General features: G+C 64.4%; 21 protein-coding genes. 11 read left to right on the top strand and 10 right to left on the bottom strand.

Annotated elements, in window-relative coordinates; all coding sequences use genetic code 11:
- Positions 1 to 47: 47 nt before the first annotated feature.
- Positions 48 to 875 (bottom strand): crotonase/enoyl-CoA hydratase family protein, encoded by an 828-nt coding sequence (locus KVY23_RS16365; protein WP_206509104.1) that lies wholly within the window; start codon positions 873 to 875, stop codon positions 48 to 50.
- Between the two features lie 146 nt (positions 876 to 1,021).
- Here KVY23_RS16365 and KVY23_RS16360 point away from each other — a divergent pair, with 146 nt between their 5' ends.
- The gene (locus KVY23_RS16360; RefSeq protein ID WP_206509103.1) at positions 1,022 to 1,531 is read left to right on the top strand and encodes a 2-oxo-4-hydroxy-4-carboxy-5-ureidoimidazoline decarboxylase; all 510 of its coding nucleotides are present in this window, start codon (positions 1,022 to 1,024) and stop codon (positions 1,529 to 1,531) included.
- Positions 1,532 to 1,540: 9 nt separating this feature from the next.
- On the opposite strand, the gene KVY23_RS16355 is transcribed toward KVY23_RS16360, so the two are convergent.
- Positions 1,541 to 1,762 carry a DUF6480 family protein gene (locus KVY23_RS16355; RefSeq protein WP_230557454.1) on the bottom strand — a complete coding sequence of 74 codons (222 nt, stop codon included), beginning with the start codon at positions 1,760 to 1,762 and terminating at the stop codon, positions 1,541 to 1,543.
- Between the two features lie 28 nt (positions 1,763 to 1,790).
- Positions 1,791 to 2,456, bottom strand: coding sequence for a TetR/AcrR family transcriptional regulator (locus tag KVY23_RS16350; protein WP_374108732.1), 666 nt, complete (start codon positions 2,454 to 2,456; stop codon positions 1,791 to 1,793).
- A gap of 67 nt (positions 2,457 to 2,523) precedes the next feature.
- Here KVY23_RS16350 and KVY23_RS16345 point away from each other — a divergent pair, with 67 nt between their 5' ends.
- The 3 genes from KVY23_RS16345 to KVY23_RS16335 all read left to right on the top strand — a co-directional run bounded on the left by KVY23_RS16345 (position 2,524) and on the right by KVY23_RS16335 (position 5,039).
- Positions 2,524 to 3,525, top strand: coding sequence for a hypothetical protein (locus tag KVY23_RS16345; RefSeq protein ID WP_230557453.1), 1,002 nt, complete (start codon positions 2,524 to 2,526; stop codon positions 3,523 to 3,525).
- Positions 3,526 to 3,530: 5 nt separating this feature from the next.
- Positions 3,531 to 4,490 carry an allantoicase gene (gene alc, locus KVY23_RS16340; RefSeq protein WP_230557452.1) on the top strand — a complete coding sequence of 320 codons (960 nt, stop codon included), beginning with the start codon at positions 3,531 to 3,533 and terminating at the stop codon, positions 4,488 to 4,490.
- Between the two features lie 75 nt (positions 4,491 to 4,565).
- Positions 4,566 to 5,039, top strand: a complete 474-nt coding sequence (locus tag KVY23_RS16335; RefSeq protein WP_230557451.1) for a YbaK/EbsC family protein — start codon at positions 4,566 to 4,568, stop codon at positions 5,037 to 5,039.
- A 19-nt stretch (positions 5,040 to 5,058) separates the two neighbouring features.
- Here KVY23_RS16335 and KVY23_RS16330 read toward each other — a convergent pair whose 3' ends face one another.
- Entirely contained in the window at positions 5,059 to 5,586 is a 528-nt protein-coding gene (locus tag KVY23_RS16330; protein WP_230557450.1) for a hypothetical protein, read from the bottom strand.
- 434 nt (positions 5,587 to 6,020) lie between these two features.
- On the opposite strand from KVY23_RS16330, the gene KVY23_RS16325 reads away from it, so the two are divergent.
- A complete protein-coding gene (locus tag KVY23_RS16325) occupies positions 6,021 to 9,968 on the top strand; it encodes a Pls/PosA family non-ribosomal peptide synthetase (RefSeq protein ID WP_374108734.1) in 3,948 nt (1,315 codons plus the stop codon).
- Positions 9,969 to 11,315, top strand: a complete 1,347-nt coding sequence (locus KVY23_RS16320) for a M1 family metallopeptidase (RefSeq protein ID WP_230557449.1) — start codon at positions 9,969 to 9,971, stop codon at positions 11,313 to 11,315.
- A 58-nt stretch (positions 11,316 to 11,373) separates the two neighbouring features.
- Here the strand turns inward: KVY23_RS16320 and KVY23_RS16315 are convergent, their stop codons facing one another.
- A complete protein-coding gene (locus KVY23_RS16315) occupies positions 11,374 to 12,612 on the bottom strand; it encodes an MFS transporter (protein WP_230557448.1) in 1,239 nt (412 codons plus the stop codon).
- Positions 12,609 to 13,259, bottom strand: coding sequence for a GntR family transcriptional regulator (locus KVY23_RS16310; protein WP_230557447.1), 651 nt, complete (start codon positions 13,257 to 13,259; stop codon positions 12,609 to 12,611). Before KVY23_RS16310 ends, KVY23_RS16315 begins: the two co-directional genes overlap by 4 nt.
- A 102-nt stretch (positions 13,260 to 13,361) precedes the next feature.
- On the opposite strand from KVY23_RS16310, the gene KVY23_RS16305 reads away from it, so the two are divergent.
- On the top strand, positions 13,362 to 15,986 hold the full coding sequence (locus tag KVY23_RS16305; protein ID WP_230557446.1) for an AMP-binding protein: 2,625 nt from the start codon (positions 13,362 to 13,364) through the stop codon (positions 15,984 to 15,986).
- On the opposite strand, the gene KVY23_RS16300 is transcribed toward KVY23_RS16305, so the two are convergent.
- The gene (locus KVY23_RS16300; protein ID WP_230557445.1) at positions 15,880 to 16,356 is read right to left on the bottom strand and encodes an Lrp/AsnC family transcriptional regulator; all 477 of its coding nucleotides are present in this window, start codon (positions 16,354 to 16,356) and stop codon (positions 15,880 to 15,882) included. The two genes, KVY23_RS16305 and KVY23_RS16300, sit on opposite strands and share 107 nt — an antisense overlap.
- A gap of 148 nt (positions 16,357 to 16,504) precedes the next feature.
- Here KVY23_RS16300 and KVY23_RS16295 point away from each other — a divergent pair, with 148 nt between their 5' ends.
- Complete coding sequence (locus tag KVY23_RS16295) at positions 16,505 to 16,912, top strand: rhodanese-like domain-containing protein (protein ID WP_230557444.1); 408 nt, start codon at positions 16,505 to 16,507, stop codon at positions 16,910 to 16,912.
- A 22-nt stretch (positions 16,913 to 16,934) separates the two neighbouring features.
- Here KVY23_RS16295 and KVY23_RS16290 read toward each other — a convergent pair whose 3' ends face one another.
- From KVY23_RS16290 to KVY23_RS16280, 3 genes are all read right to left on the bottom strand, one after another.
- Complete coding sequence (locus tag KVY23_RS16290) at positions 16,935 to 17,408, bottom strand: N-acetyltransferase (RefSeq protein WP_230557443.1); 474 nt, start codon at positions 17,406 to 17,408, stop codon at positions 16,935 to 16,937.
- 86 nt (positions 17,409 to 17,494) lie between these two features.
- A complete protein-coding gene (locus KVY23_RS16285; RefSeq protein ID WP_206509093.1) occupies positions 17,495 to 17,662 on the bottom strand; it encodes a hypothetical protein in 168 nt (55 codons plus the stop codon).
- Positions 17,659 to 17,997, bottom strand: a complete 339-nt coding sequence (locus tag KVY23_RS16280) for a hypothetical protein (RefSeq protein WP_230557442.1) — start codon at positions 17,995 to 17,997, stop codon at positions 17,659 to 17,661. Before KVY23_RS16280 ends, KVY23_RS16285 begins: the two co-directional genes overlap by 4 nt.
- Positions 17,998 to 18,082: 85 nt before the next feature.
- Between KVY23_RS16280 and KVY23_RS16275 the strand changes: the two genes are divergently transcribed.
- From KVY23_RS16275 to istA, 3 genes are all read left to right on the top strand, one after another.
- Complete coding sequence (locus KVY23_RS16275; protein ID WP_230557441.1) at positions 18,083 to 18,532, top strand: protein-tyrosine phosphatase family protein; 450 nt, start codon at positions 18,083 to 18,085, stop codon at positions 18,530 to 18,532.
- Positions 18,533 to 18,737: 205 nt separating this feature from the next.
- A complete protein-coding gene (locus tag KVY23_RS16270; protein ID WP_230557440.1) occupies positions 18,738 to 19,841 on the top strand; it encodes a Fic family protein in 1,104 nt (367 codons plus the stop codon).
- Positions 19,842 to 20,296: 455 nt separating this feature from the next.
- Positions 20,297 to 21,409: IS21 family transposase (gene istA / locus KVY23_RS16265; protein WP_230557439.1), on the top strand; the 1,113-nt coding region annotated here is incomplete at its 3' end.

Below are 21,409 nucleotides of genomic sequence, written 5' to 3'. Positions count from 1 at the left end.
CAGCTGCCGCTTCTGTATCCATCTCAGCTGCCGCTTCTGTATCCATGTCAGCTGCCGCTGAAGTTCGCCGGGCGTTTCTCGAAGACTGCCGTGATTGCTTCCGTCAGATCGTTCGAGGCCAGGAACGCCGCATTCCACGCTGCCACGTAGCGGAGGCTGTCGTGGACAGCAGCCGAACGCGAATGATCGAGCACCGTCTTCACGCCCTGCACCACCAGTGGCGCGTTCGCCGCGATCTCCGCCGCCGTCGCGCGCGCCCCCTCTAGCAGTGCGTCGTAATCGGCGAACACGTCATTGACCAGGCCGATCTTCTCGGCGCGCGCAGCATCGATGTCCTTGCCCGTCAAGGCGAGCTCACGCAGGTGCCCGTCACCGATGATGGCCGGAAGCCGTGCCAGTGAGCCCATGTCCGCGACGATCGCGACCTTTACCTCTCGGACACTGAACTTGGCGTCCGCGCTGGCGTAGCGAATGTCCGCTGCGCTGATCAGATCGAGGCCACCGCCGATGCACCAGCCGTGCACGGCTGCCACGACGGGCTTGCGACAATCTGCAACCGCGTTGGTTGCAAGCTGCATCCTCTTGATCATGTCGTGGAAAACCGTGCGCGGACCCGCCAGCGCCTTGTCCGCCATCAGCGGCGCGAACTCGCCGCCCATGGCGGCGAGATCCAAACCGTAGGTGAAGTGCTTGCCGGAACCTGTCAGGAGAATCGCCCGAACCTCGGGATCGGCATCGAGCTCGGCGAACAGCTGCGGGCACTCGGTCCAGAAATCGTGACCCATCGCGTTGCCCTTGCCAGGCCCGAGCAGCGTCACCGCAGCGACATGGTCGGAAATCTCGACCGAGAATGCGTTCCAGTTACGTTCCGTCATCTTGCCGAGCCTAATGGGTCGCTCTTCTACACTTGCGCGAGAGCGCGGCCTCCGGGAGGCGCGGCTTGTTACGCCGCGTAACACCTGGGGAAACACCGTAGTTGTTCTCTGGCGCTTTGCCCCATGCGCGGCCCATCATGACTTCCATGATGATGCACTGGGGTCTTGGGTTGGAGACGTTCAACGACCTACCGCGTCGCAAAGCCATCCACGCGCTGTACGAATGCTGCTGCTCGTTCACGTGGGCATCCCGGGTTGCCGACGCCCGGCCATTCAGGTCATACGCCGAACTCATGGCGCGCGCCGACGACGAGCTCGGACAATTGTCCGACGCCGACGTCGACCGCATCGTTTCCACGCATCGATCGGCAGGGAAGGTGTGCTCGGGGATGGACGCTGCCACGCAGAGCGTGTTCATCGACGCGTGCCGTATGTATGTCGAGCGCTATGGCTACGGATACATCGTGTCCCCGCCGGTGCCCGAAGATGGCACGGCCGAGGACGAGCCGGACTCGCGGTTGATACTCATCGATCTCGGACACCGGCTCGACAACAGCCTGGAGACCGAGCGCAAAGTCATGCGCGATGAGCTCGCCAAGATCAACCACACCAGAATCGAGCGAGTCTTGGGACCGGAAGAGGGCTGGCCGTTCTGAAAAGCTGGGTTAGATCAGGCCGATAACTCGGCCGATGAGACCGATGACCACGATGAGCACCACTACCCCGAGCACACCGAGGAAGATCACCGGCAACTTCAGTGTTCGCTGCGGTGGTTCATGCTGGGGCCCGCCGACGCCTGTCTCCGCGGGTGGAGTGTCACCGGGCGTGACGCTGCCACCGCGTTCGAGGCCGGCAGTTTCACTCGGATCAGGGTTCTCAGCAGACATGATCGAGGGTTACCCGGTAGTGACCGAATCAACCACGTTCCGCGGCGCGGGAAATCGCGCCTAGAAACAATTCGGTGATCGCATCACCGATGGCCCGCTGATCGATCTGCTCGGGATCCACCGAGTGTTCGACGGCCAGACCCGAGATCACGGCCAGCAGTGACGTCGCAACTCCGCGCGCATCGAGCGAATCCTGCACCCCCCATGCTGCCGCCCGCTCGCGGATCAACGCCTCGAGTTCGCTTCGTAAGTGACGACGTTCACTCCGATACGCACCGTTGAGCGCCGGGTCGCGGCCCGCTTGAATGGCGAATTCGGTCACCAACAGTGGCCAACGCGGCTCGTCGACGAGCCACGACGCGATGGCGTCGCCACTTCGTCCTGCGGCGTCACCCGGTCCCAGCCCCGAGACGGTCTCGATGACCCGGGCGGCGAGATCCATCGACTTCTTGGCCAGCAACTGAGCAAAGAGCGCCTGCTTGGAGTCGAAGTTGGAGTAGACGGCACCCTTGGTGAAACCCGCGCGACGGGCGATGTCCTGCAACCTCGCCGCCGCGTACCCGTTGTCGGTGAACTCCTCGGCAGCCGCATCGAGCAGCCGTTCACGGACGTTTTCCCGCCCGGGCCGAGGCAGCGGCCCACCGGAACGCGACGGCTGTGTCGGTGGCCACGCTTCTTGCCCTTCAGCACTCACGATACCTAGAGTATTCAATACCTCAGGTATCCACAATGTCGATATCCACAATGTCGAAGGAGTTCGTATGCGCAGGATTTGTTGGCTCGCGTTCGGGGTGCTGATACTGCAGCTCGGTTTCATCGCGAGCTACGTGGCGGCGTTCCACCAACCGACGCCTCGGGACATTCCCATCGCTGTCGTCGCCGAACAGGGCCTGCCCGCCGATATCGCCGTCGACACCGCAGCGAGATTGAACGCCATCGACGGCGCCCCCTTGGCCGCGCGAACCGCCGACAACACCGGCGAGGCCCGCACTCTGCTTCGTGACCGTGAGATCCTCGGCGCCTACGTCCTGAGCCCCTCGGGCACGGACACCCTCGTCACCGCGAGCGCGGCAGGTAGTTCCATCTCCGCTGCGCTGGAGTCGATCTTCACCGAGGTGGAACAGTCACAGAACCGTCAGTTCGTCGTGCGCGACGAGATTCCAGTGGGCATCCACGACAATCGCGGCTTGTCCGGCTTCTACCTCGCAGTGGGCTGGGTGGTCGGCGGCTACCTCCTGGCCGCTGCCATCGGACTACTCGTCGGCGCCCCGAACTCGCTGCGAGAGGCCGCATCTCAACTCGGGGTCTTCGCCGCGCATTCGGTGTTGTCCGGCGCACTGGGGGCGTGGCTCGTCACCCATATCCTCGGAACCTTCGCCGGCCATTGGTTTCCGCTGTGGCTTCTCGGCGCCGGAGTCGTCTTCGCCACATCGGTGTTCACGCTCGGCCTACGAGCAGCGATCGGAGTCGCCGCCGTTCCGATTGCCATCATCGTCTTCGTCATTCTCGGAAACCCCAGCGCAGGAGGCGCTTTCGGACCCAACGTACTACCCGAGTTCTATGCCGCGGTCGGTCGCTGGATCACACCGGGCGTCGGCACCGAGGGCGTCCGCAGCATCGTGTACTTCTCCGGCACCGGACTGGGGCAACCGGCGCTCGCGCTGGCTCTGTATGCCGTCGTCGGCGTCGCGTTGCTGCTCGTATTCACCGCTCGCAGGACCCGATCGTCGGACAGGCACGAAGAGCAGCAGCCAGTATCCTGACCGGCATGACCGCAACGTTCCCGCTCCCCCTACCCGATCTGGCCGTCCGAACCCTGGGCGGCGCGGTCGTCTGGGCGAACGACGAAACCTTTGCGGAGAAAGAGAATCTGGTCAAACCGGGCAAGCCCGACTACCAGAGTGCAACCTTCGGGCACAAAGGCCAGATCTACGACGGTTGGGAGACGCGCCGTCGTCGCGAGGACGGGTACGACGAGGCGATCGTCCGGCTGGGGGCTCCCGGTGTGATCCGCACCATCATCGTCGACACAGCCTGGTTCACCGGCAACTACCCGCCCCGCATTTCCGTGGAAGCGGCGTCGGTAGACGGCTTCCCGTCGGCGCAGGAGCTGTACGAGAACGCCGAATGGAAGACCATCGTGGCGGTCAGCCCTGTTCAGGGCGACAGCGAGAACCGCTTCGACGTCACCTCGGACGAGCGATGGACGCACGTCAAGCTGTCCATCTACCCGGACGGCGGGGTCGCACGACTGCGTGTCCTCGGACGCGGGCGCCCGGACCCGGGTTTCGCCGCCGCCGGCCCATTCGATCTGGCCGCTCTCGAGAACGGCGGATACATCTCCGCGTGCTCGAACATGTTCTACAGCTCACCGAACAACCTGCTGCTGCCCGGCCCACCGCGTTCGATGGGCGAAGGCTGGGAGACCTCCCGTCGCCGAAGCGGATCCAACGACTGGGTGCAGGTGACCTTGGCAGGCACCGGCACTGTCCGACTGGCCGAACTCGACACCACCTGCTTCATCGGCAACGCACCGGGCGCGGCGTCGCTGAAGGGTCGCCTCGACGATGGCGAGTGGGTCGAACTTCTCCCCCGCACCCGGCTGCAACCGGACACTCGCCACCGATTCCTCATCGACGAAGACGAACCGGTGTCCGAGGTGAGGATGGACATCTTCCCCGACGGTGGCATGGCGCGATTGCGGCTCTTCGGCAACGTCACTGCCTAGACAACCGCAAACGGGTGATGTCTGGAAACCGCGTGATGACTGCGAATTTCGGGCTGTGGCAATATCCTCGAGTACATGCCCCGGCTTCTACATCCGAACGCCGCCCACGTGGCCGACATCTTGATCTCGCGCGGGCATCACGGGGTCGTCATCACCGCACCCGAGCCGACCGCAACCGCGGCCGCCGCTGCTCGGTCGCTGGGGGTGCCCGTCGGCGCGATCGTGAAATCGTTGGTGTTCCTACTCGACGACGATCCGGTGCTGGTGCTGGTCTCGGGTGATCACGAGGTCGATATGACAGCGACGGGCGCACGGCTCGGCGGCACGCTGACCCGTGCGCCGCTGGAGCTGGTGAAGCACTCGACGGGGCAACCGCTCGGCGGCATCGCGCCGGTAGGTCACCCGACCAATCTGCCGACGTACATCGACGAAACGCTCGGCGATCACCCAGAAGTGTGGGCGGCGGCCGGGCATCCCAACACGGTCTTCCGAACCAGTTATTCCGAGCTGTTGCGGATCACTGCCGGGCTCGCGGTCCGCGTCACCTGAGCGCGCATCGAGAATGCCGTCACGACGCGATCACACCGTCACCGGGGAGCATTCCCGTCGCTGCACGCACGGCGGCGGCAGAGAACACCACTCCTCGCTTCTCGAGCCACGGCACCACACCGAGGGCGACGGCTGCGAGTGCGCGCGTATCGGCACCGACGGGGATCAAGGTGACACCGTCTGCGACCGCGGCTGCTCCGATGTCGGCGATCAGACCGGCGAGCCCGGACGGCGTCCCGACGTACCGGATCGAGCTCGGTACCGCCGGGCCGTTCGAGGCCGCGAACTCCCGGCGAGCGGTGCGCGCATCGTCGGCGATCCAGATCTCGACGTCGAGGAAGACTGCGACGCTGTCAGCGTCGTCACCTGCCGCAATGGCCTCGGAACGTGCTCGAAGACGAATCTGCTGGCTTTCGCGCAGGTCGGCGGCGTGGATGCGCCGGAGCGTTTCATGCGGCGATGCGTTGTCGGCTGGTGACCCGTCGGTGATTTCGGTCCACGCACCGCGACGACCGACTGCGACACGAACGGCTGAGGTGGATGACATGCGGTGTACTCCTCGGGTAAGGGCGCCGAACTACGGGGTTTGGATCGAACCCGCAGCCCAACACGATCCCGACGAGGTGCGGCAGAGATCAAGATGCCTGCGCCGCCACCAGCGGCCGGCCGCAACGCACTCGCACTCATCCAGCGATGCTAACCGCATGCGCCGCGCGCGTGGATTCGGCACCGGGATTGCCTCGCTTGTTCCTCCTGGTACGTCTTCGGTGGATGCCCCGTGATGACCACTCTTCGATCGCGCCACGGCAACAAGACCACCCCATGTGAGTGGTTGTACGTGCCAGGTTATGTACAACCACTCACATGGGCCGAAGGCCCCTTCCCGAGTAGACTGCCCCGGTGCCGAGCTCGTAAAGACTGTTCACCTGCAGGCCAACCGAACATGAGATAACGATCAACGACCTACGAGTGCCCGACGAGATGAAGGAAACCCGGTTGTCCGTGCAATCACAATCGGAATCGGCAGACGCTCAGCCCACTGCCGCCGTACCTGATGTATATCTGCGCTCGGAGCGTGCTCCGAGCCCGCGCACCCTCATCGACATCTTGCGTGCGACCACCTCGCGCTTCCCCGACGCCACCGCCATCGACGACGGGTCGGTGTCGGTCACCTACCGCGAACTTCTCGAGGACATCGACGAGGGCGCGCAGTGGCTGGCCCGGGCCGGAGTTCGACGCGGTGATCGCGTCGGCATCCGGATGCCGTCCGGCTCCTTCTCTCTGTACGTCGCCATCCTGTCGATCCTCAACGTCGGGGCGGCGTATGTGCCCGTCGATGCCGATGATCCGGACGAACGCGCCGAGCTGGTGTTCGGCGAGGCCAAGGTCACCGCGGTCGTGACGGCAGGCGGCATCGCCGCCGGTACGGCAGACAAGCAGGACACTCCAGCGCCGGAGACTCTCACCATCCCGGCACCAGAGGACGACGCCTGGGTCATCTTCACCTCGGGCTCGACCGGGACTCCCAAGGGTGTCGCCGTCAGTCACCGCAACGCCGCGGCCTTCGTCGATGCAGAAGCCCGCATGTTCATGCAAGACGATCCGCTGGGCCCGGGTGACCGGGTGCTGGCAGGACTGTCCGTTGCGTTCGACGCCTCATGTGAGGAGATGTGGCTCGCGTGGCGCCACGGCGCCTGCCTGGTGCCTGCCCCGCGTTCGCTGGTACGAAGCGGTTTCGATCTCGGCCCCTGGCTCGTCTCGCGCGACATCACCGTCGTGTCGACGGTTCCCACCCTCGCCGCGCTGTGGCCTGCCGTCGCACTGGAAGCGGTTCGCTTGCTGATCTTCGGCGGCGAGGCCTGCCCGCCGGAGCTCGCCGAACGCCTCGCTGTCGACGGCCGTGAGGTATGGAACACGTACGGACCCACCGAGGCCACCGTCGTGGCATGCGCGTCGATCATGGACGGCAAAGGCCCGGTCCGCATCGGTCTACCGCTCGACGGCTGGGATCTCGCCGTCGTCGACGGAGCCGGCAAGCCAGTTTCCGTCGGCGAGGTCGGTGAGCTCGTCATCGGCGGAGTCGGACTCGCACGCTACCTGGACCCGGCGAAGGACGCCGAGAAGTACGCGCCAATGCCGACGCTCGGGTGGGACCGCGCCTACCGCAGTGGTGACCTGGTCAAACTCGAGCTCGAAGGTTTGCTGTTCCAGGGCCGCGCCGACGATCAGATCAAGCTCGGCGGCCGACGCATCGAGCTCGGCGAGATCGACAATGCGTTGCAGTCGCTTCCCGGTGTCGGCGGTGCGGCCGCCGCCGTCCGCAAGACCGGTACCGGCAATTCCGTGTTGGTCGGATACCTGGCCAGCACCGATCCCAACTTCGACCTCGACGCTGCGCGCACCCTGCTCGCCGAGCAGCTTCCCGCGGCACTGGTGCCGCGCCTCGCGCTCGTCGAGGAGATGCCCACACGCACCTCGGGCAAGGTCGATCGGAACGCACTACCCTGGCCGCTCCCAGGAAAAGCCGAGGCCGCGGATCTGGACGGAACCGCCGGCTGGGTGGCGCAGCTGTGGACCAACATCCTCGGTGCCCAGGTCACCGACGAGAACGCCGATTTCTTCCAGAACGGCGGCGGCTCGTTGTCGGCCGCACAGTTGGTGACGGCGCTGCGGGAGAGATTCCCGGAAATCACCGTCGCGCAGCTCTACGACCATCCTCGGCTCGGGTCGCTGGCCCGGTACCTCGACGAGCTGAAACCGCCTCTCGAGGTGGTTCCGCGTGACGTCGAACCCACCTCACGCACCGCTCAGTGGGCGCAGATCGCGGCTACGGTCCCGCTGACGACGCTGACGGGCCTGCAGTGGGTCACCTGGCTCGGCATTCTGTTCAACGTCATGTCCTGGTTTGCCGACGTGACCTGGGCGCCGACGGTGTCGTGGTGGTGGATTCTCCTCGCGTTCGTTCTCTTCATCACCCCGGTCGGGCGTATGGCCATCTCGGTGGTCGGTTCCCGAATCTTGCTGGCCGGGCTGAAACCGGGTGCGTACCGGCGCGGCGGCAGCATGCACGTTCGCCTGTGGGCGGCGACGCGGTTGACCGACGCGAGCGGGGCGTCGAACCTGTCCGGTGCGCCGTGGATGGTCTACTACGCCCGCGCGCTGGGCGCGAAGATCGGCAAGGGCGTCGACTTGCACACCTTGCCGCCGGTGACGGGAATGCTCGAGCTGGGCGACGGGTGCTCGGTCGAACCCGAGGTCGATCTCAGCGGCCATTGGATCGACGGCGACATCGTCTACATCGGTGAGATCAAGATCGGCGCGGGCGCCGCTGTCGGGGCCCGCTCGACGGTGCTCCCGGGTACGTCCATCGGCAAGAACGCGGTCGTCAGTGCCGGTTCCGCCGTCGTCGGTCGGGTCAAAGCGGGCCAGCTCTGGTCCGGGTCGCCGGCGACGAAAGTCGGCAAAGCCGAACATCCTTGGCCGCAGGAGGCCCCGCCCCGCGCCACTCATTGGGTGCTCGCCTACGGGGTGGCATCACTGTTCCTGTCCGGGATGGCGATCTTCTCCATCGGTGTCTCGCTGGTGCTGATGGGCTGGTGGTTGCACACAGCGTCGACGCTGACCGGCGCGCTCGGTCGCGCCGCGATCATGCTGCCGGTCGCGACGCTCGTCTCGCTGGGCACCTTCGCACTGATCACTCTTGTCGCGGTGCGCGTTCTCAGCATCGGACTCACCGAGGGCTATCACCCTGTGCGTAGCCGCATCGGCTGGCAGGTGTGGGCGACGGAACGTCTCATGGACTCCGCCCGTACGTTCTTGTTCCCGATCTACGCGGGCCTGCTCACCCCACACTGGCTTCGACTCCTCGGCGCCAAGATCGGCAAGGACGTCGAAGCGTCCACCGTGCTGATGATTCCCAAGTTCACCACTGTCGCCGATGGTGCCTTCCTCGCCGACGACACGATGGTCGCCAGCTACGAGCTCGGCGGCGGGTGGATGCACCTCGGTGACGCGAAGGTCGGCAAGCGCGCGTTCCTCGGCAACTCCGGCATGACCGGGCCGGGTCGCACTGTCCCCAAGAACGGACTGGTCGCGGTACTGTCCGCGACACCGGACAAGGCCAAGTCCGGTTCGTCGTGGCTGGGCAGCCCGCCGGTGCGGTTGCGCCGGGCCGCGGGACGAGCAGACTCCTCCCGCACCTTCGATCCGCCGACCAAGCTCAAAATCGCCCGCTCGCTCGTCGAGACCTGCCGTTTGTTGCCCGTCATGGTCACGTTCGGCATCGGACTCGGGGTGCTGTTCGGTCTCACGGCTCTGGCCGAGAATTGCGGCTGGTGGCTCGCCGCACTGCTGAGTGGGGTGGTGTTACTCATCGCCGGCGCCGTCGCCGCCGGAGTGTCAGCGGCGGCGAAGTGGATGTGGGTGGGCCGCATCGACAAGGTCGAGCATCCGCTGTGGAGTTCTTTCGTATGGCGCAACGAGGTCGCGGACACGTTCGTCGAGATGGTGGCCGCGCCATGGTTCGCGCGCGCCGCAGAGGGTACTGCGGTACTGAACATGTGGTTACGCTGGTTGGGCGCCGATATCGGTCGAGGGGTGTGGTGTGAAACGTATTGGCTGCCCGAGGCAGACCTCGTGACGCTCGAAGACGGGGCGACGGTCAATCGAGGGTGCGTTGTTCAGACACATCTGTTCCATGATCGGATCATGTCCATGGACAGCGTGACACTCGGAAAGGGCGCAACTCTGGGACCACACTGCGTGGCACTTCCCGCCGCAGGTATCGGCGAGGGGGCCACAGTCGGTCCTGCATCGCTGGTGATGCGCGGGGACACCGTGCCGGACCACACACGGTGGCAGGGCAATCCGATCGCGCCGTGGGCAAAGGGCGACCCCTACGCACGCATCATGCCCGCCGAGGAGAACTGAGTGAAGTCCGACCGGTCCAAGCTGGTGGCACCCGTGTTCGACCACGGCGCGAACAGCGACCCGATCGACGACTATCTCCCCGAGAACGGCAATCGCGGCTACCGCGTCTCGCGGTACGAGCTGGACCTCGAATACAAGGTCGAGAGCAACAGACTCGCCGGCCGAGCGAAGATCACCGCCGTCACGACGGCGACGGTCGCGAAGTTCGCGTTCGATCTCGGTCCTGCGCTGCGGGTCTCGAAGGTATCGGTCAACGGTTCACGCTCGGTGAAGTTCGCCCACCAGCGCGGCAAGCTGACGATCACTCCCGCCAAGCCCATCGCCTCCGGGGCTGCTCTGGTGGTATCCATCCAGTACAGCGGTACTCCCGAACCCATCAAGGGTTTCTGGGGTGAGGTCGGCTGGGAGGAGTTGACCGAGGGGGCGATCGTGGCGAGTCAGCCGAACGGGGCGGCGTCGTGGTTCCCGTGTGACGACCACCCGGTCTCGAAAGCCAGCTACGGCATCACCATCACCACGGACTCGCCGTACTACGCGGTGGCCAACGGCACGTTGATGCGAAAGCAGACGCGCGCCAGCCGCACGACGTGGGTGTACGAGCAGCCCGAACCGATGGCGACGTACTTGGCCACCATTCAGATCGGCCACTACAGCCAACACATCACCAGCAGAGGGCCCGTCGAGATCAAAGCTGTTCTCCCGCAACGGCTTCGACGTAATTTCGACTACGATTTCGGCCGTCAGACCGAGATGATGAGCACCTTCTCCCGGCTGTACGGACCGTACCCGTTCGCCGCGTACACCGTCGTGGTCACCGACGATGACCTCGAGATCCCCATCGAGGCGCAAGGGTTGTCGATCTTCGGCGCCAACCACTGTTCGGGGACTCGCAACTTCGAGCGACTCGTCGCGCACGAGTTGGCGCATCAGTGGTTCGGCAACTCACTGACCCTGGGCAAATGGAAGGACATCTGGTTGCACGAGGGGTTCGCGTGCTATTCCGAATGGGTGTGGTGCGAGCACGCCGACGGTGCGCCCGCAGCCGCCAAAGCTCGTCGCGTCCACCAGATGCAGCGCGGACTCCCCCGAGATCTCGTGCTCGCCGACCCCGGACCGGACAAGATGTTCGACGACCGCGTGTACAAGCGCGGGGCGTTGACGTTGCATGCTCTGCGCACCACGATCGGCGACGACAAGTTCTTCGAACTCATCCGAGAATGGACGTCGAAGTACCGCTACTCGACGGTGAGCACAGTCGACTTCACCGACCTCGCTTCCCGTTTCGGGTGCCCCCGCGACTTCTGGGAGCCCTGGCTCGGGAGCACCACCCTGCCCCCGCTGCCCTGATTTCGCGATTTAACCTCCTGTTGTGCGCCAAATCGTCTATTTCGCGCACAACAGGAGGTTAAATTCGCGGGCGCTCCAGGTGCGCGCTGGATCGACTGCGCACGAACACCCAGCAGAGCGCGGCCATGACGGCCCCGAAGGTGAAGATCATCGGATAGGTCACCACACCCGGCCACTGCTGCGTGATCGCGGACAAGATCGCCGGCACCGCGAACCCGAGGTAGGTGAGGGAGTAGAACACTGCGGTGAGTCCGGCCAAGTCGTCGGGCCCAGCGATGCGCTGCACCTCCTGCAGACCCGACACCAGCGCCATTCCGTAGCCGCACCCGAGGACGGCCGCGGCGATGAGCGCTGCCGCGATGGTCAATTCGGATGCCGCCCACGCGGCGAGCAGCATTCCGAGAACGAGGATCGACAATGATACGAGTGCGCCGCGCGCGGCAAGCGGAGTGTCGATCCGGCGTCCGACGGCTTGAATCGCGAAGCCGGCGCCGAGCGCGATCACGGACATCAACGCGGACAACGCGATCGGATATCCGCCGCTGCGCTCCGCCATCAGCGACGGTAGCACCGCGTACGCGACGCTCGCCGCACCGAACACCCAGGGCGCCAGCGGCAGCACGATCAACAGGAACCGTTTGTGCTGTGCTGAAGGGATTTTCAGGTCGTCGATCAAGCGCCCTTGCTGCGCGCGCTCCCTAGTTTCGGCTACCGAGAGCATGCCGATTCCGGCGGCGATGCAGATGATCACGTGGACTGCGTAGGCGAGATGGGTCGGCCACGGAGCCCATTGAGCGAGCACTCCCGCGACACCGGCGCCGAGCGCGAACCCCGCGGTCAGGCTCATCGCAGCGCGACGAGCACCGGTGCCGTCGGCAGTTGCCGGGTCCAGGGCGGAAAGCTCTTTGATCCAGCTACCGCCGACGGCCATGCCGATGCCGAGTGCGATACCGCTGAGGACACGTCCGGCGAACAGCAGTGCCGCCGTATCCGGGCCCAGGGCGATGAGAATCGACCCGGCTGCGGCCACCGCCGTCGCGGGCAACATGACCGGGCGACGACCGAGCCGATCCGACAACGGACCGCAGATGAGCAGTGCGGGAACGATTCCGAGGACGTAGGCGAACAGGAAGGTGTCGACGGTGACGGCGGAGAATCCGTGTTCGAGCCGATACATCACCAGCAGCGGCGTGAACTCGTTGCCGCCCCAGGCCACGGCGAACATGCCGGCGGCGACGAGAATCCACTTCCTGGCGCCGAGGTCGACGGCCTGCGCGACGGTACTCGACTCGGTCATTGCATGCCCCCTGCGTTCAGTCCGTGTGTGCGACGCATGTGCGCGTCGACCGCTGCGGAGAACCCGTCCGCGTCGGCGGCCTCGATCAGGTCCGTGAGCCGGGTGTGGTCGTCGACGATGCGCAGAATCTGTTCTGGTTCGCGGGCGAGCGAGTTGGTCGTCATCCGCCGCTGACGCTCCCGCAGGCCCGAGTAGAAGGCGTCGAGCAGCGGGTTGCCGCCTGCGCGCACGATGAGTCGGTGAAAGTCGGCGTCCGCGGCGCTGAATTCGGCGCGGGTGCCGGTGGCGGCGATCTCACGTTGGCGGCTCAGGCTTTCCCTCAGGTGGCCGACGAGTTCCGTCCGGACCGGATCGTTTTTCGCGAGGGACCGCACACTGCCGGTTTCGACGAGCCACCTCGCGGACACCACGTGTTCGGCCTCACCTGGGGCAATCGGAACGACGAGGGCGCCGCGTTTGGGATACAGCCGCATCCACCCTTCGACCTGCAGGCGGAGGAACGCCTCCCGGACAGGGGTGCGACTGATGTTCATGCGTCCCGCGATATCGCCCTCGCTGACCAGTTCACCGCCGGGCAGCTCACCGGCGACGATCAGCTCCTTGACCGTCGCGTACGCCTGCTCGGAGGCGGAGGTTTCCTTAGACACAACATAGATACTAGATTCTCCTCCGCATTCCTGTTCCGGTGGGCAACAAGAAACCTGGCTCCAGTGGACAACTTAGGATCGGCATACCTTATAGTTTCCGGCGTGGCCAGCAAGACCAATCAGACAAAGCGTCCATTTGTGCACTTCGCGTGCCAACTGGGTCAGTTCGGCGATGCACCCGCCTTGCTGGCGGGAGCCGAGACGGTCACCTACCGTGATCTGGACAAGCGCGTCGAACGGCAGGCCAGGGAGCTCGGCAGTAGCCGACGTCTGGTGCTGGTCGCCGGTGCAAACACAATCGACTCGATCGTCACCTACCTCGCGGCGCTCCGAGGCGGGCACCCGGTGTTGTTGGCACCGGGAGAGAACCTCGACGGACTGATCGCGGCCTATTCACCCGATGTTGTAGTGCGTAATGCGGACGGTCGCACGGTTGTCGAAGAACTCCATCAGCACACCGCGCACCGCCTGCACCCAGACCTCGCCTTGCTGCTGAGCACCTCCGGATCAACCGGGTCGCCGAAGCTCGTGCGCCTCTCGCACAGCAACGTGCAGTCCAACGCCGAATCGATCGCGGACTATCTCGCGATCCGCGACACCGATCGCGCTGTCACGACGCTGCCCATGCATTACTGCTATGGGCTGTCCGTAATACACAGCCACCTGCTGCGCGGCGCCACACTGGCGCTCACCGACACCTCGGTTACCGATCCTGAATTCTGGGATCTCGTCCGGGCCCAACGCGTCACCACCTTCGCGGGAGTGCCGTACACCTTCGATCTGCTCGACCGCATCGGGTTCGATCAGCTGGATCTGCCCGACCTGCGCTACATCACGCAGGCCGGCGGTCGGCTGCCACCAGAGCGCGTTCGAAGCTACGCCGAACTCGGCCGACGCCGCGGTTGGGACCTGTTCGTCATGTACGGGCAAACCGAGGCCACAGCCCGGATGGCCTACTTGCCACCAGATTTCGCCGCCACCCATCCGCACACCATCGGGCGGCCGATTCCCGGCGGATCCTTCCGGATCGAGCCCCTGGGCGACGCCCCGGACGGGACGGGTGAGCTCGTATATTCGGGGCCGAACGTCATGTTGGGGTATGCAGAGGCTCCCGAGGACCTCGCGCTCGGGGACACTCTGGCGGGCGAACTGCGGACCGGCGACCTCGCCAAGTGCACCGATGAAGGGTTGTACGAGGTGGTCGGCCGCCGAAGCCGATTCGCGAAAGTGTTCGGCCTGCGTATCGATCTTCAACATGTCGATTCTGCACTGGCTCAGCGCGGGCTGACAGCCTGCTGCACGGGCGGTACAAACGAACTCGTCACGGTCGTCGAGAACGGCGGTGGTGTCGAAGATGTACGGCGATGGACCGCCAAGGCCAGTGGCCTTCCCGTCTCGGCGGTTCGAGTGTGCGTCGTCGACGAGCTTCCCCGGACATCGAGCGGGAAGCCGGACATCCGAGCCGTCGCCGAAATTGCCGGGCGGCACGAAGTCCGCCCCGACTCTGCTGCGACGAGCACCGATGTGAAAGCGCTCTACGCCGATATCCTGCACTGCCCGAATGTCTCCGACGACGACACGTTCGTGAGCTTGGGCGGCGACTCGCTCTCGTACGTTCGGATGTCCCTCCGGCTCGAGGAACTGCTCGGCTCCCTCCCCGAGAACTGGCACACCACCCCGGTGAGGGACTTCGTGCACGCTCCGAGGCTGCGACGCGGCTGGCGCCGAGTGGAGACGAATGTGCTGCTGCGTGCAATCGCCATCGTGCTGATCGCCGGATCGCACATTCACCTGTTCACGTTGCTCGGTGGGGCGCACGTGCTCCTCGGTATTGCCGGCTACAACTTCGCTCGTTTCCACCTCGGTTCGGCCGAACGCAAGCAGCGCATGCGTCGTGCGCTCATCAGCGTCGCCAGGATCGCCGTGCCCAGCATGGTCTGGATCGGGGCCGTCATCGCGCTCACGGGCGACTACCGCATCACCAGTGCATTCCTGCTCAACGGGATCTTCGGCCCGGACGGCTGGTCCGCGGAATGGAGATACTGGTTCGTCGAGGCAATCGTGTACATCGTCCTCGTCGTTGTTGCGGTGCTCTACATTCCAATGGTCGATCGTCTCGAACGGATCCACCCGTTCTGGTTCGCCATGGGGCTCGTGGCCCTGGGGCTGGTGACGCGCTACGGCCTGGTCGACGTCGACGACGGCCGCAACCGCATCCTGACCGCGTCGGTGGTGTTCTGGTTGTTCGCGCTAGGTTGGGCCGCCGCCCGGGCGAGCACTGTGTGGCACCGAATGTGCGTTACCGCAGCCATAGTGGCCACAGTCCCTGGGTTCTTCTTCGGTGAGACACAGCGCGAGATTCTCGTCGTCGGCGGTCTCTGCCTCCTGGTGTGGGTCACGTCGGTCCCCTGCCCCGCGCTGGTCGGACGGATCGCTGGGGTGCTGGCGAGCGCTTCCCTCTACATCTACCTCACGCACTTCCAGGTGTACCTCCCGCTGCGTGACGACCATCCCTGGCTGGCGCTATTTCTGTCGATAGCGGTCGGGATCTGCTATTGGCAGGCCGTGACCTTCGCAACTGCCCTCTGGCACCGGTGGAACCCAAAGGGCTCGCGTCTGGTCAAGTCGTCGGTCGAATCGACGGTGGGACGATCGCGCGACGCGGAATCGGACTCGAATACGCGACGCTCGTGGTCACCGAACCCAGTGCGCCGATCCGGCCACTGATCCGCTCGAGGTCGCGCATCGACACAGCCAGTACCTTGATGATGAAACAGTCGTCGCCGGTGACGTGGTGCGCTTCGACGACCTCTGGCGTCGTATCCAGTACGTCGTGCAACGGCTTGTAATTGCTACTGGGATAGCGGAGTCGAAGATAGGCGAGAATCGGATAACCGAGCTTCTCCGGGTCCACGTCAGCGGTGTACCCACGGATCACTCCCCTGTCCTCGAGTCGACGCACACGTTCGCCGACGGCGCTGGTGGACATGTGGACCCTCCGACTCAGTTCGGCGATGCTGAGCCGGCCGTCCTCTTGGAGCGCGGAAAGCAGCTCTGCGTCGACGGTATCCATTGGGGGCGTCTGATCCTCGGCCATCCAGTGATAATGCCACCGAATCGACGGCCAAGAGCGCGCAATGCCGTGAAGTCCACCTTCCCTGCTCGATACGCGAGATCTAGCGTTGACGGTGTCGGGTGCGGCCGAGGATGCGAGGCTGCCGAGCAGTGAATACGGAAGGGGCAGAATGCCTTCGGAGCAGATGGCTTTCTATCGGAACAAGTTGGCATACGAGACGGATTCCTCGGATCTATACGAGGCATTGCAGCAGGATGAATCTCAGGTCGTCGTGATCGACGGTCGCAGCCGTGACGCTTTTCTTGCGGAACACATTCCGGGCGCGATCAACGTGCCTCATCGCACGATGTCATCGGCGACGTTGGAGGGGTTCGCCAAGGATAGGCGGTACGTCACCTACTGCGACGGAATCGGATGCAATGCCTCCACAAAGGCCGCAATGAACATGGTGGAGTTGGGTTTCGACGTCACCGAGCTATTGGGCGGTCTCGACTGGTGGCGGCGTGACGGGTATGCGACGGAGGGCAAGAACGCCCAGCCGGCAACGTCGATGTCCACCTGCGGATGCGACGGGTAGTCGACCCGATTCGAGTCCTGGATCAATTGATCTCGAGCTCGTAGTAGAAGGACGTCGGACCCCCAGGGCCACCCTCGTGACAGTCGAATCCCCGTTTTTCGTAGACGTGCCGGGCCGCCTCGTCGTCGGCGCTGGTCGCCAGATCTATTTGCGTGGCACCCCGTTCCTTCGCATGGGCGATGACGCCGTCGAGGAACGCGGTGCCGTGACCTTTGCCGCGGTGAGCGGGTTGGATGTAGAACTCGGCCAGGTACGCTTCCTGGGCCTCGGTCCACGTACCGGTCCGAAAACGGAGGACCGCCACACCGATCCCGGGGGTGCCGAACGTCAACACGCTCGTATCGCCAGCATGGATGAGTTTCGCAAGATGAGCTGCGAGCCAATCAGGTTCAGGCGCAGGCTCGTCGTATTCTCGATTGAAGTCGACGAGTAGCTGAGCTGCATCAGCCAATCCGTCGGGGTCCAGTACGTTGCACGTACCGAGATCATTGTTCATGACGTGCCTTCCCGGTCAGCCCCTCGACATGACCAAGGCATGCGCGTCACGCAAACCCAAGCCTGCCTGTCGGGTCGTGCGGTGTGTCAGTTCGCGGGCGGCTTGATGTCCTTGCCTGCTGCAATGTCGCGGAGCCACTGCGGGACGGGCTCCTTGTCGTATTCGCGAAGTTTGATGGAGGCTCCGGCGGCAGCCGCGCGGACCTTCCGGCGTTGCTCGGGGGTCCAGGCCCGGCGCGGTTCGGTGGTGGTCATGAGCGCTCCTCGCGGTGTGCAGTAGAACCATTGTCGCTGTTGTCGTCGGTTTCCGCCAGGTCGTCGCTGTCGGCGGCGATGTCCCGGTCTGCGATTGCACGGAGCGTCCGCCGATCGGTCCTGGCGATAAACGGTGTTGCCGCGACGGTGCCGAACACGGTCCAGCCGAGTGCGGCTTCATCGGGATTGTCGCTGACGGTGCGCTCGAGGCACCAGGTGATGCGTTGCCAGGATTGGGCGCGGTTGTCGGCGCGAGTGCGTTGGCTGACGGTTCCGGCGACGCCGACGATGGCGAGTAGTCCGACGACGAGGGTGATCCATGCTTGCGCTGGCACGGGCAGGCTTTCTTCCCGTAGTGGGATTTCGTTACCTTCGAAGCCACCGATGGAACGCGCCGATCAGTAGACAGGAATACCCTCGATGCCGGGTTCAACTTGGGATGTGAACACTCCTGGAGTCATGCAATTGCCCTCCGGCCGCCTTATCCGGGGGCGAGGGTTGCGCCATCCGGCTACCAATGGTCCGCCGCCGGAACTCGGGGTATATCTGCAGGGCAGGGAGCCTGCCGGGTTCGAGTGGGACAGCCGATGGGTGCGGTGGTGGGACTTCTGGTTGCCTTCCGATCAACAGGCATTCGCGGGCGTACTTCGAGAAGTGTTGCAGCGCTGCACAGTCGAGCGGGTCGAGATTTCCTGTAGCGGCGGTCTGGGGCGAACAGGTACCGCGCTGGCATGCCTCGTCGCCCTCGATGGACTGCCGGGCCAATACGTCGTCGACTACGTCCGTAGGAACTACTCACATCGAGCTGTCGAGACACCGTGGCAGAAGCGATTCGCGACGAGGTTCGCAGCACCGTCACCTCTGCTCTGAGCAGAATAGCTCGCTACCCCGTCGAGCGAGATCCTGGCGGCCGTCGTGGGCAGCCAGGATCAGGTCGGGGGTGATGCCGCGCCCCTGTGCCTACCAGTACCGAGGTAGACGACGGGGTCAAGCAAGAAACTTTGCACGTTGCCCTAACGTGTAAAAAATCAGGCCATTTCTTTACATGTGATGCGATACGTGGGATCGTCCACCCATGACCGCGTGGCAACCCGACACTCCATACAATCAGCTTCCTCCACCCCCGGGCACCGAAGTGCTGGAGACCCGGGCGGTCTTGAAGGCTGCCATCGCGGCAAACACCGCTCTCGCAAAGCTCGACCAGGCGGTTGTATCGATACCGAATCCGACAGTGCTCATCAACTCGATTCCGCTTCTGGAAGCGCAGGCAAGCTCGGAGATCGAGAATATCGTCACCACGACCGACGAACTCTTCCGCCACCTGGATGACGACGCCGGAGCGGATCCAGCCACCCGGGAGACGCTTCGATACCGGACAGCCCTCAAAGTGGCCTTCGATCGAACGATCGAGCGCGGGTTGACCACAGCCACCGCGATCGACGTCTGCAGCACGATCAAGGGCCGTGAGATGCAGATTCGAGCGATTCCAGGTACTCGTATCGGCAACCCAGCTACCGGCGAGGTGACGTACAGCCCTCCTGAAGGTCGCGCCCTGATCGAGGAGAAACTGAGCGAATGGGAACGCTTCGTGCACGCGGACGACGGCATGGACCCGCTGGTACGGATGGCCGTCGCCCACTATCAGTTCGAGGCTATCCACCCCTTCGCCGACGGCAACGGCCGGACCGGACGAATCCTCAACGTCATGCTGCTCATCGAGGCGGGGCTGCTCAGAATGCCTGTGCTCTACCTCTCGCGCTACATCATCGACACGAAAAATGACTACTACCGCCTGCTGCTGGCCGTGACGTCCGAAGCGGGCTGGGAGGCGTGGGTGCTCTACGTCCTCGCAGGTATCGAACGGACGTCGAACGACACGCTCCGCAAAATCGAGGCGATCCGGACATTGCAGGAGGATTTCAGCCACCGGGCCCGTGCAGTCTCGAAGGGTGGCGCGGATTCGGAGTTCCAATCGGTGCTGTTCGAGCAACCCTACTGCCGCATCAACACGGTCGTCTCGAGATGCGGCGTCTCACGTCCGACAGCGACGAGCTGGCTGAACGCGCTGGCAAAGGAAGGTCTGCTGCAAGAAAACAAGGTCGGGCGGGACCGACTGTTCATCAACCGAGAGTTCCTTCGAATACTGGTCCGGCCGGAAGGCACCCCAGTTCACGGGTGAATAGCAAAGAACTTCACACGACAACTGAATGTGTGAAGAAATCTCCCAATTCTTTACACATCAGGCCCGGCGTGGTGCTGGCTACGACACTGCCCACCCTCGCTTGGTCAATATCAGGGCTGTGATCCACCCCAACACAGCACAGACGAGCGGAACGCCGACCACGAACAGCAGTGGAGTCTGGGTGAAGCTCACACCAGTCGAGCTGGTGCTCTCGTCGACGAAAGCGAAAGTCGACTGTCGGCGGACATGAAAAACTGCCCACGGGCGGACATGAAAATGCCCACTGACGGTCAATAAGAACTGCCCACGGGCGGACACGAAAGTGCCCGCCGGCGGTCATGAATCTGCCCAGACCACCACCCATGCTCGGCGCGTCAGCGCCGAAGCGGCCTCTCCTGCGGTTTCGATACCGATGTCTAGTCCGTATCGAATCCACCGCAGGAGAGACCACTGTGAAGTCTGACGGAGAACTCATGGACATGCTCAATGCCTACGACCTGACCGGATCGTTTCGTGCCGCCGCCGAACTCTGCGGTTGCTCCCACCACACTGTCAAGAAGGCCGTCGAAGACCGCGACGCGGGCCTGCCGCCGGCAACACGACGCGCGAAGATCATCGACGACTGGCTGGAACTTCTCGAGGAGTGGGTCTCGAAATCGAAGGGCAAGATCCGCGGCGACAAAGCACACGAACGCCTGACTGCTATGGGCTACGCCGGCACCGACCGCACCACCCGCCGCGCACTCGCCGAAGTCAAAGATCAATGGCGGCTGGGTAATACGAGAGTGCACCGGCCGTGGATTACCGAACCAGGGTTGTGGCTGCAATACGACTTCGGCGACGGGCCGAGCGTCGAGGGGCGCAAGATCGTGCTCCTCGTCGCCTGGCTCGCATGGTGCCGCTACCGCATCGTGGTCCCACTACGAGACCGGACCGCAGGCAGTGTCTTCGCCGGCTTGGACCGGGTGTTCCGGATCCTCGGCGGCGCCCCGACCTACCTGCTCACCGACAACGAGAAGACCGTCACCACCGGCCACGTCGCGGGCGTCCCGGTCCGCAACCGACAGGTAGTGACGTTCGGGCGGTATTACGGCATCACGGTGCTGACCTGCCAACCCGCGGACCCGGCATCGAAAGGCGGGGTGGAAAACGCCGTCAAACTCGCCAAAGCAGACATCGTCCCCACCGAGACGAACCTGCTCCCGCAGTACGCCACCTTCGCCGACGTCGACGCCGCCTGTATTGCGTTCATGACCGAGGTCAACGCCCGCGTGCACCGCACCACCCGCCGCGTCCCGAACGAGATGCTCACCGAGGAACGCCCGCGCCTGCACGCCGTCCCTGACCTCCCGCATACCGCGGTCCTCGGTGTCACCCGCAGAGTGCCGGACAACACCCCGATGGTCACCTTCGATCACTGCCAATACTCGATTCCCTCAACACTATTGGGTCAGAGCGTGTGGGTGCGGTTGCACGACGGTGCCGATGAGGTCATCATCTGCGCACTCGACGACGGGGGTCCGATCGAAGTAGCCAGGCATCGACGCACCACCCCGGGAACTCCC

Source organism: Rhodococcus sp. I2R, assembly GCF_020889545.1.
In the GTDB taxonomy this organism is placed as follows: Bacteria; Actinomycetota; Actinomycetes; order Mycobacteriales; family Mycobacteriaceae; genus Rhodococcoides.
This window is presented reverse-complemented; position numbering and strand designations above follow the sequence as displayed.

Bases quoted from the DNA above. Each gene is read 5' to 3' on its own strand.
- KVY23_RS16345 (WP_230557453.1), top strand. From the start codon at position 2,524: ATGCGCAGGATTTGTTGGCTCGCGTTCGGGGTGCTGATACTGCAGCTC.
- KVY23_RS16275 (WP_230557441.1), top strand. From the start codon at position 18,083: ATGCCGGGTTCAACTTGGGATGTGAACACTCCTGGAGTCATGCAATTG.
- KVY23_RS16290 (WP_230557443.1), bottom strand. From the start codon at position 17,408: ATGAACAATGATCTCGGTACGTGCAACGTACTGGACCCCGACGGATTG.
- KVY23_RS16360 (WP_206509103.1), top strand. From the start codon at position 1,022: ATGATGATGCACTGGGGTCTTGGGTTGGAGACGTTCAACGACCTACCG.
- KVY23_RS16355 (WP_230557454.1), bottom strand. From the start codon at position 1,762: ATGTCTGCTGAGAACCCTGATCCGAGTGAAACTGCCGGCCTCGAACGC.
- KVY23_RS16325 (WP_374108734.1), top strand. From the start codon at position 6,021: ATGAAGGAAACCCGGTTGTCCGTGCAATCACAATCGGAATCGGCAGAC.
- KVY23_RS16295 (WP_230557444.1), top strand. From the start codon at position 16,505: ATGCCTTCGGAGCAGATGGCTTTCTATCGGAACAAGTTGGCATACGAG.
- KVY23_RS16300 (WP_230557445.1), bottom strand. From the start codon at position 16,356: ATGGCCGAGGATCAGACGCCCCCAATGGATACCGTCGACGCAGAGCTG.
- KVY23_RS16315 (WP_230557448.1), bottom strand. From the start codon at position 12,612: ATGACCGAGTCGAGTACCGTCGCGCAGGCCGTCGACCTCGGCGCCAGG.
- KVY23_RS16365 (WP_206509104.1), bottom strand. From the start codon at position 875: ATGACGGAACGTAACTGGAACGCATTCTCGGTCGAGATTTCCGACCAT.
- KVY23_RS16285 (WP_206509093.1), bottom strand. From the start codon at position 17,662: ATGACCACCACCGAACCGCGCCGGGCCTGGACCCCCGAGCAACGCCGG.
- KVY23_RS16330 (WP_230557450.1), bottom strand. From the start codon at position 5,586: ATGTCATCCACCTCAGCCGTTCGTGTCGCAGTCGGTCGTCGCGGTGCG.
- KVY23_RS16270 (WP_230557440.1), top strand. From the start codon at position 18,738: ATGACCGCGTGGCAACCCGACACTCCATACAATCAGCTTCCTCCACCC.
- alc (WP_230557452.1), top strand. From the start codon at position 3,531: ATGACCGCAACGTTCCCGCTCCCCCTACCCGATCTGGCCGTCCGAACC.
- KVY23_RS16335 (WP_230557451.1), top strand. From the start codon at position 4,566: ATGCCCCGGCTTCTACATCCGAACGCCGCCCACGTGGCCGACATCTTG.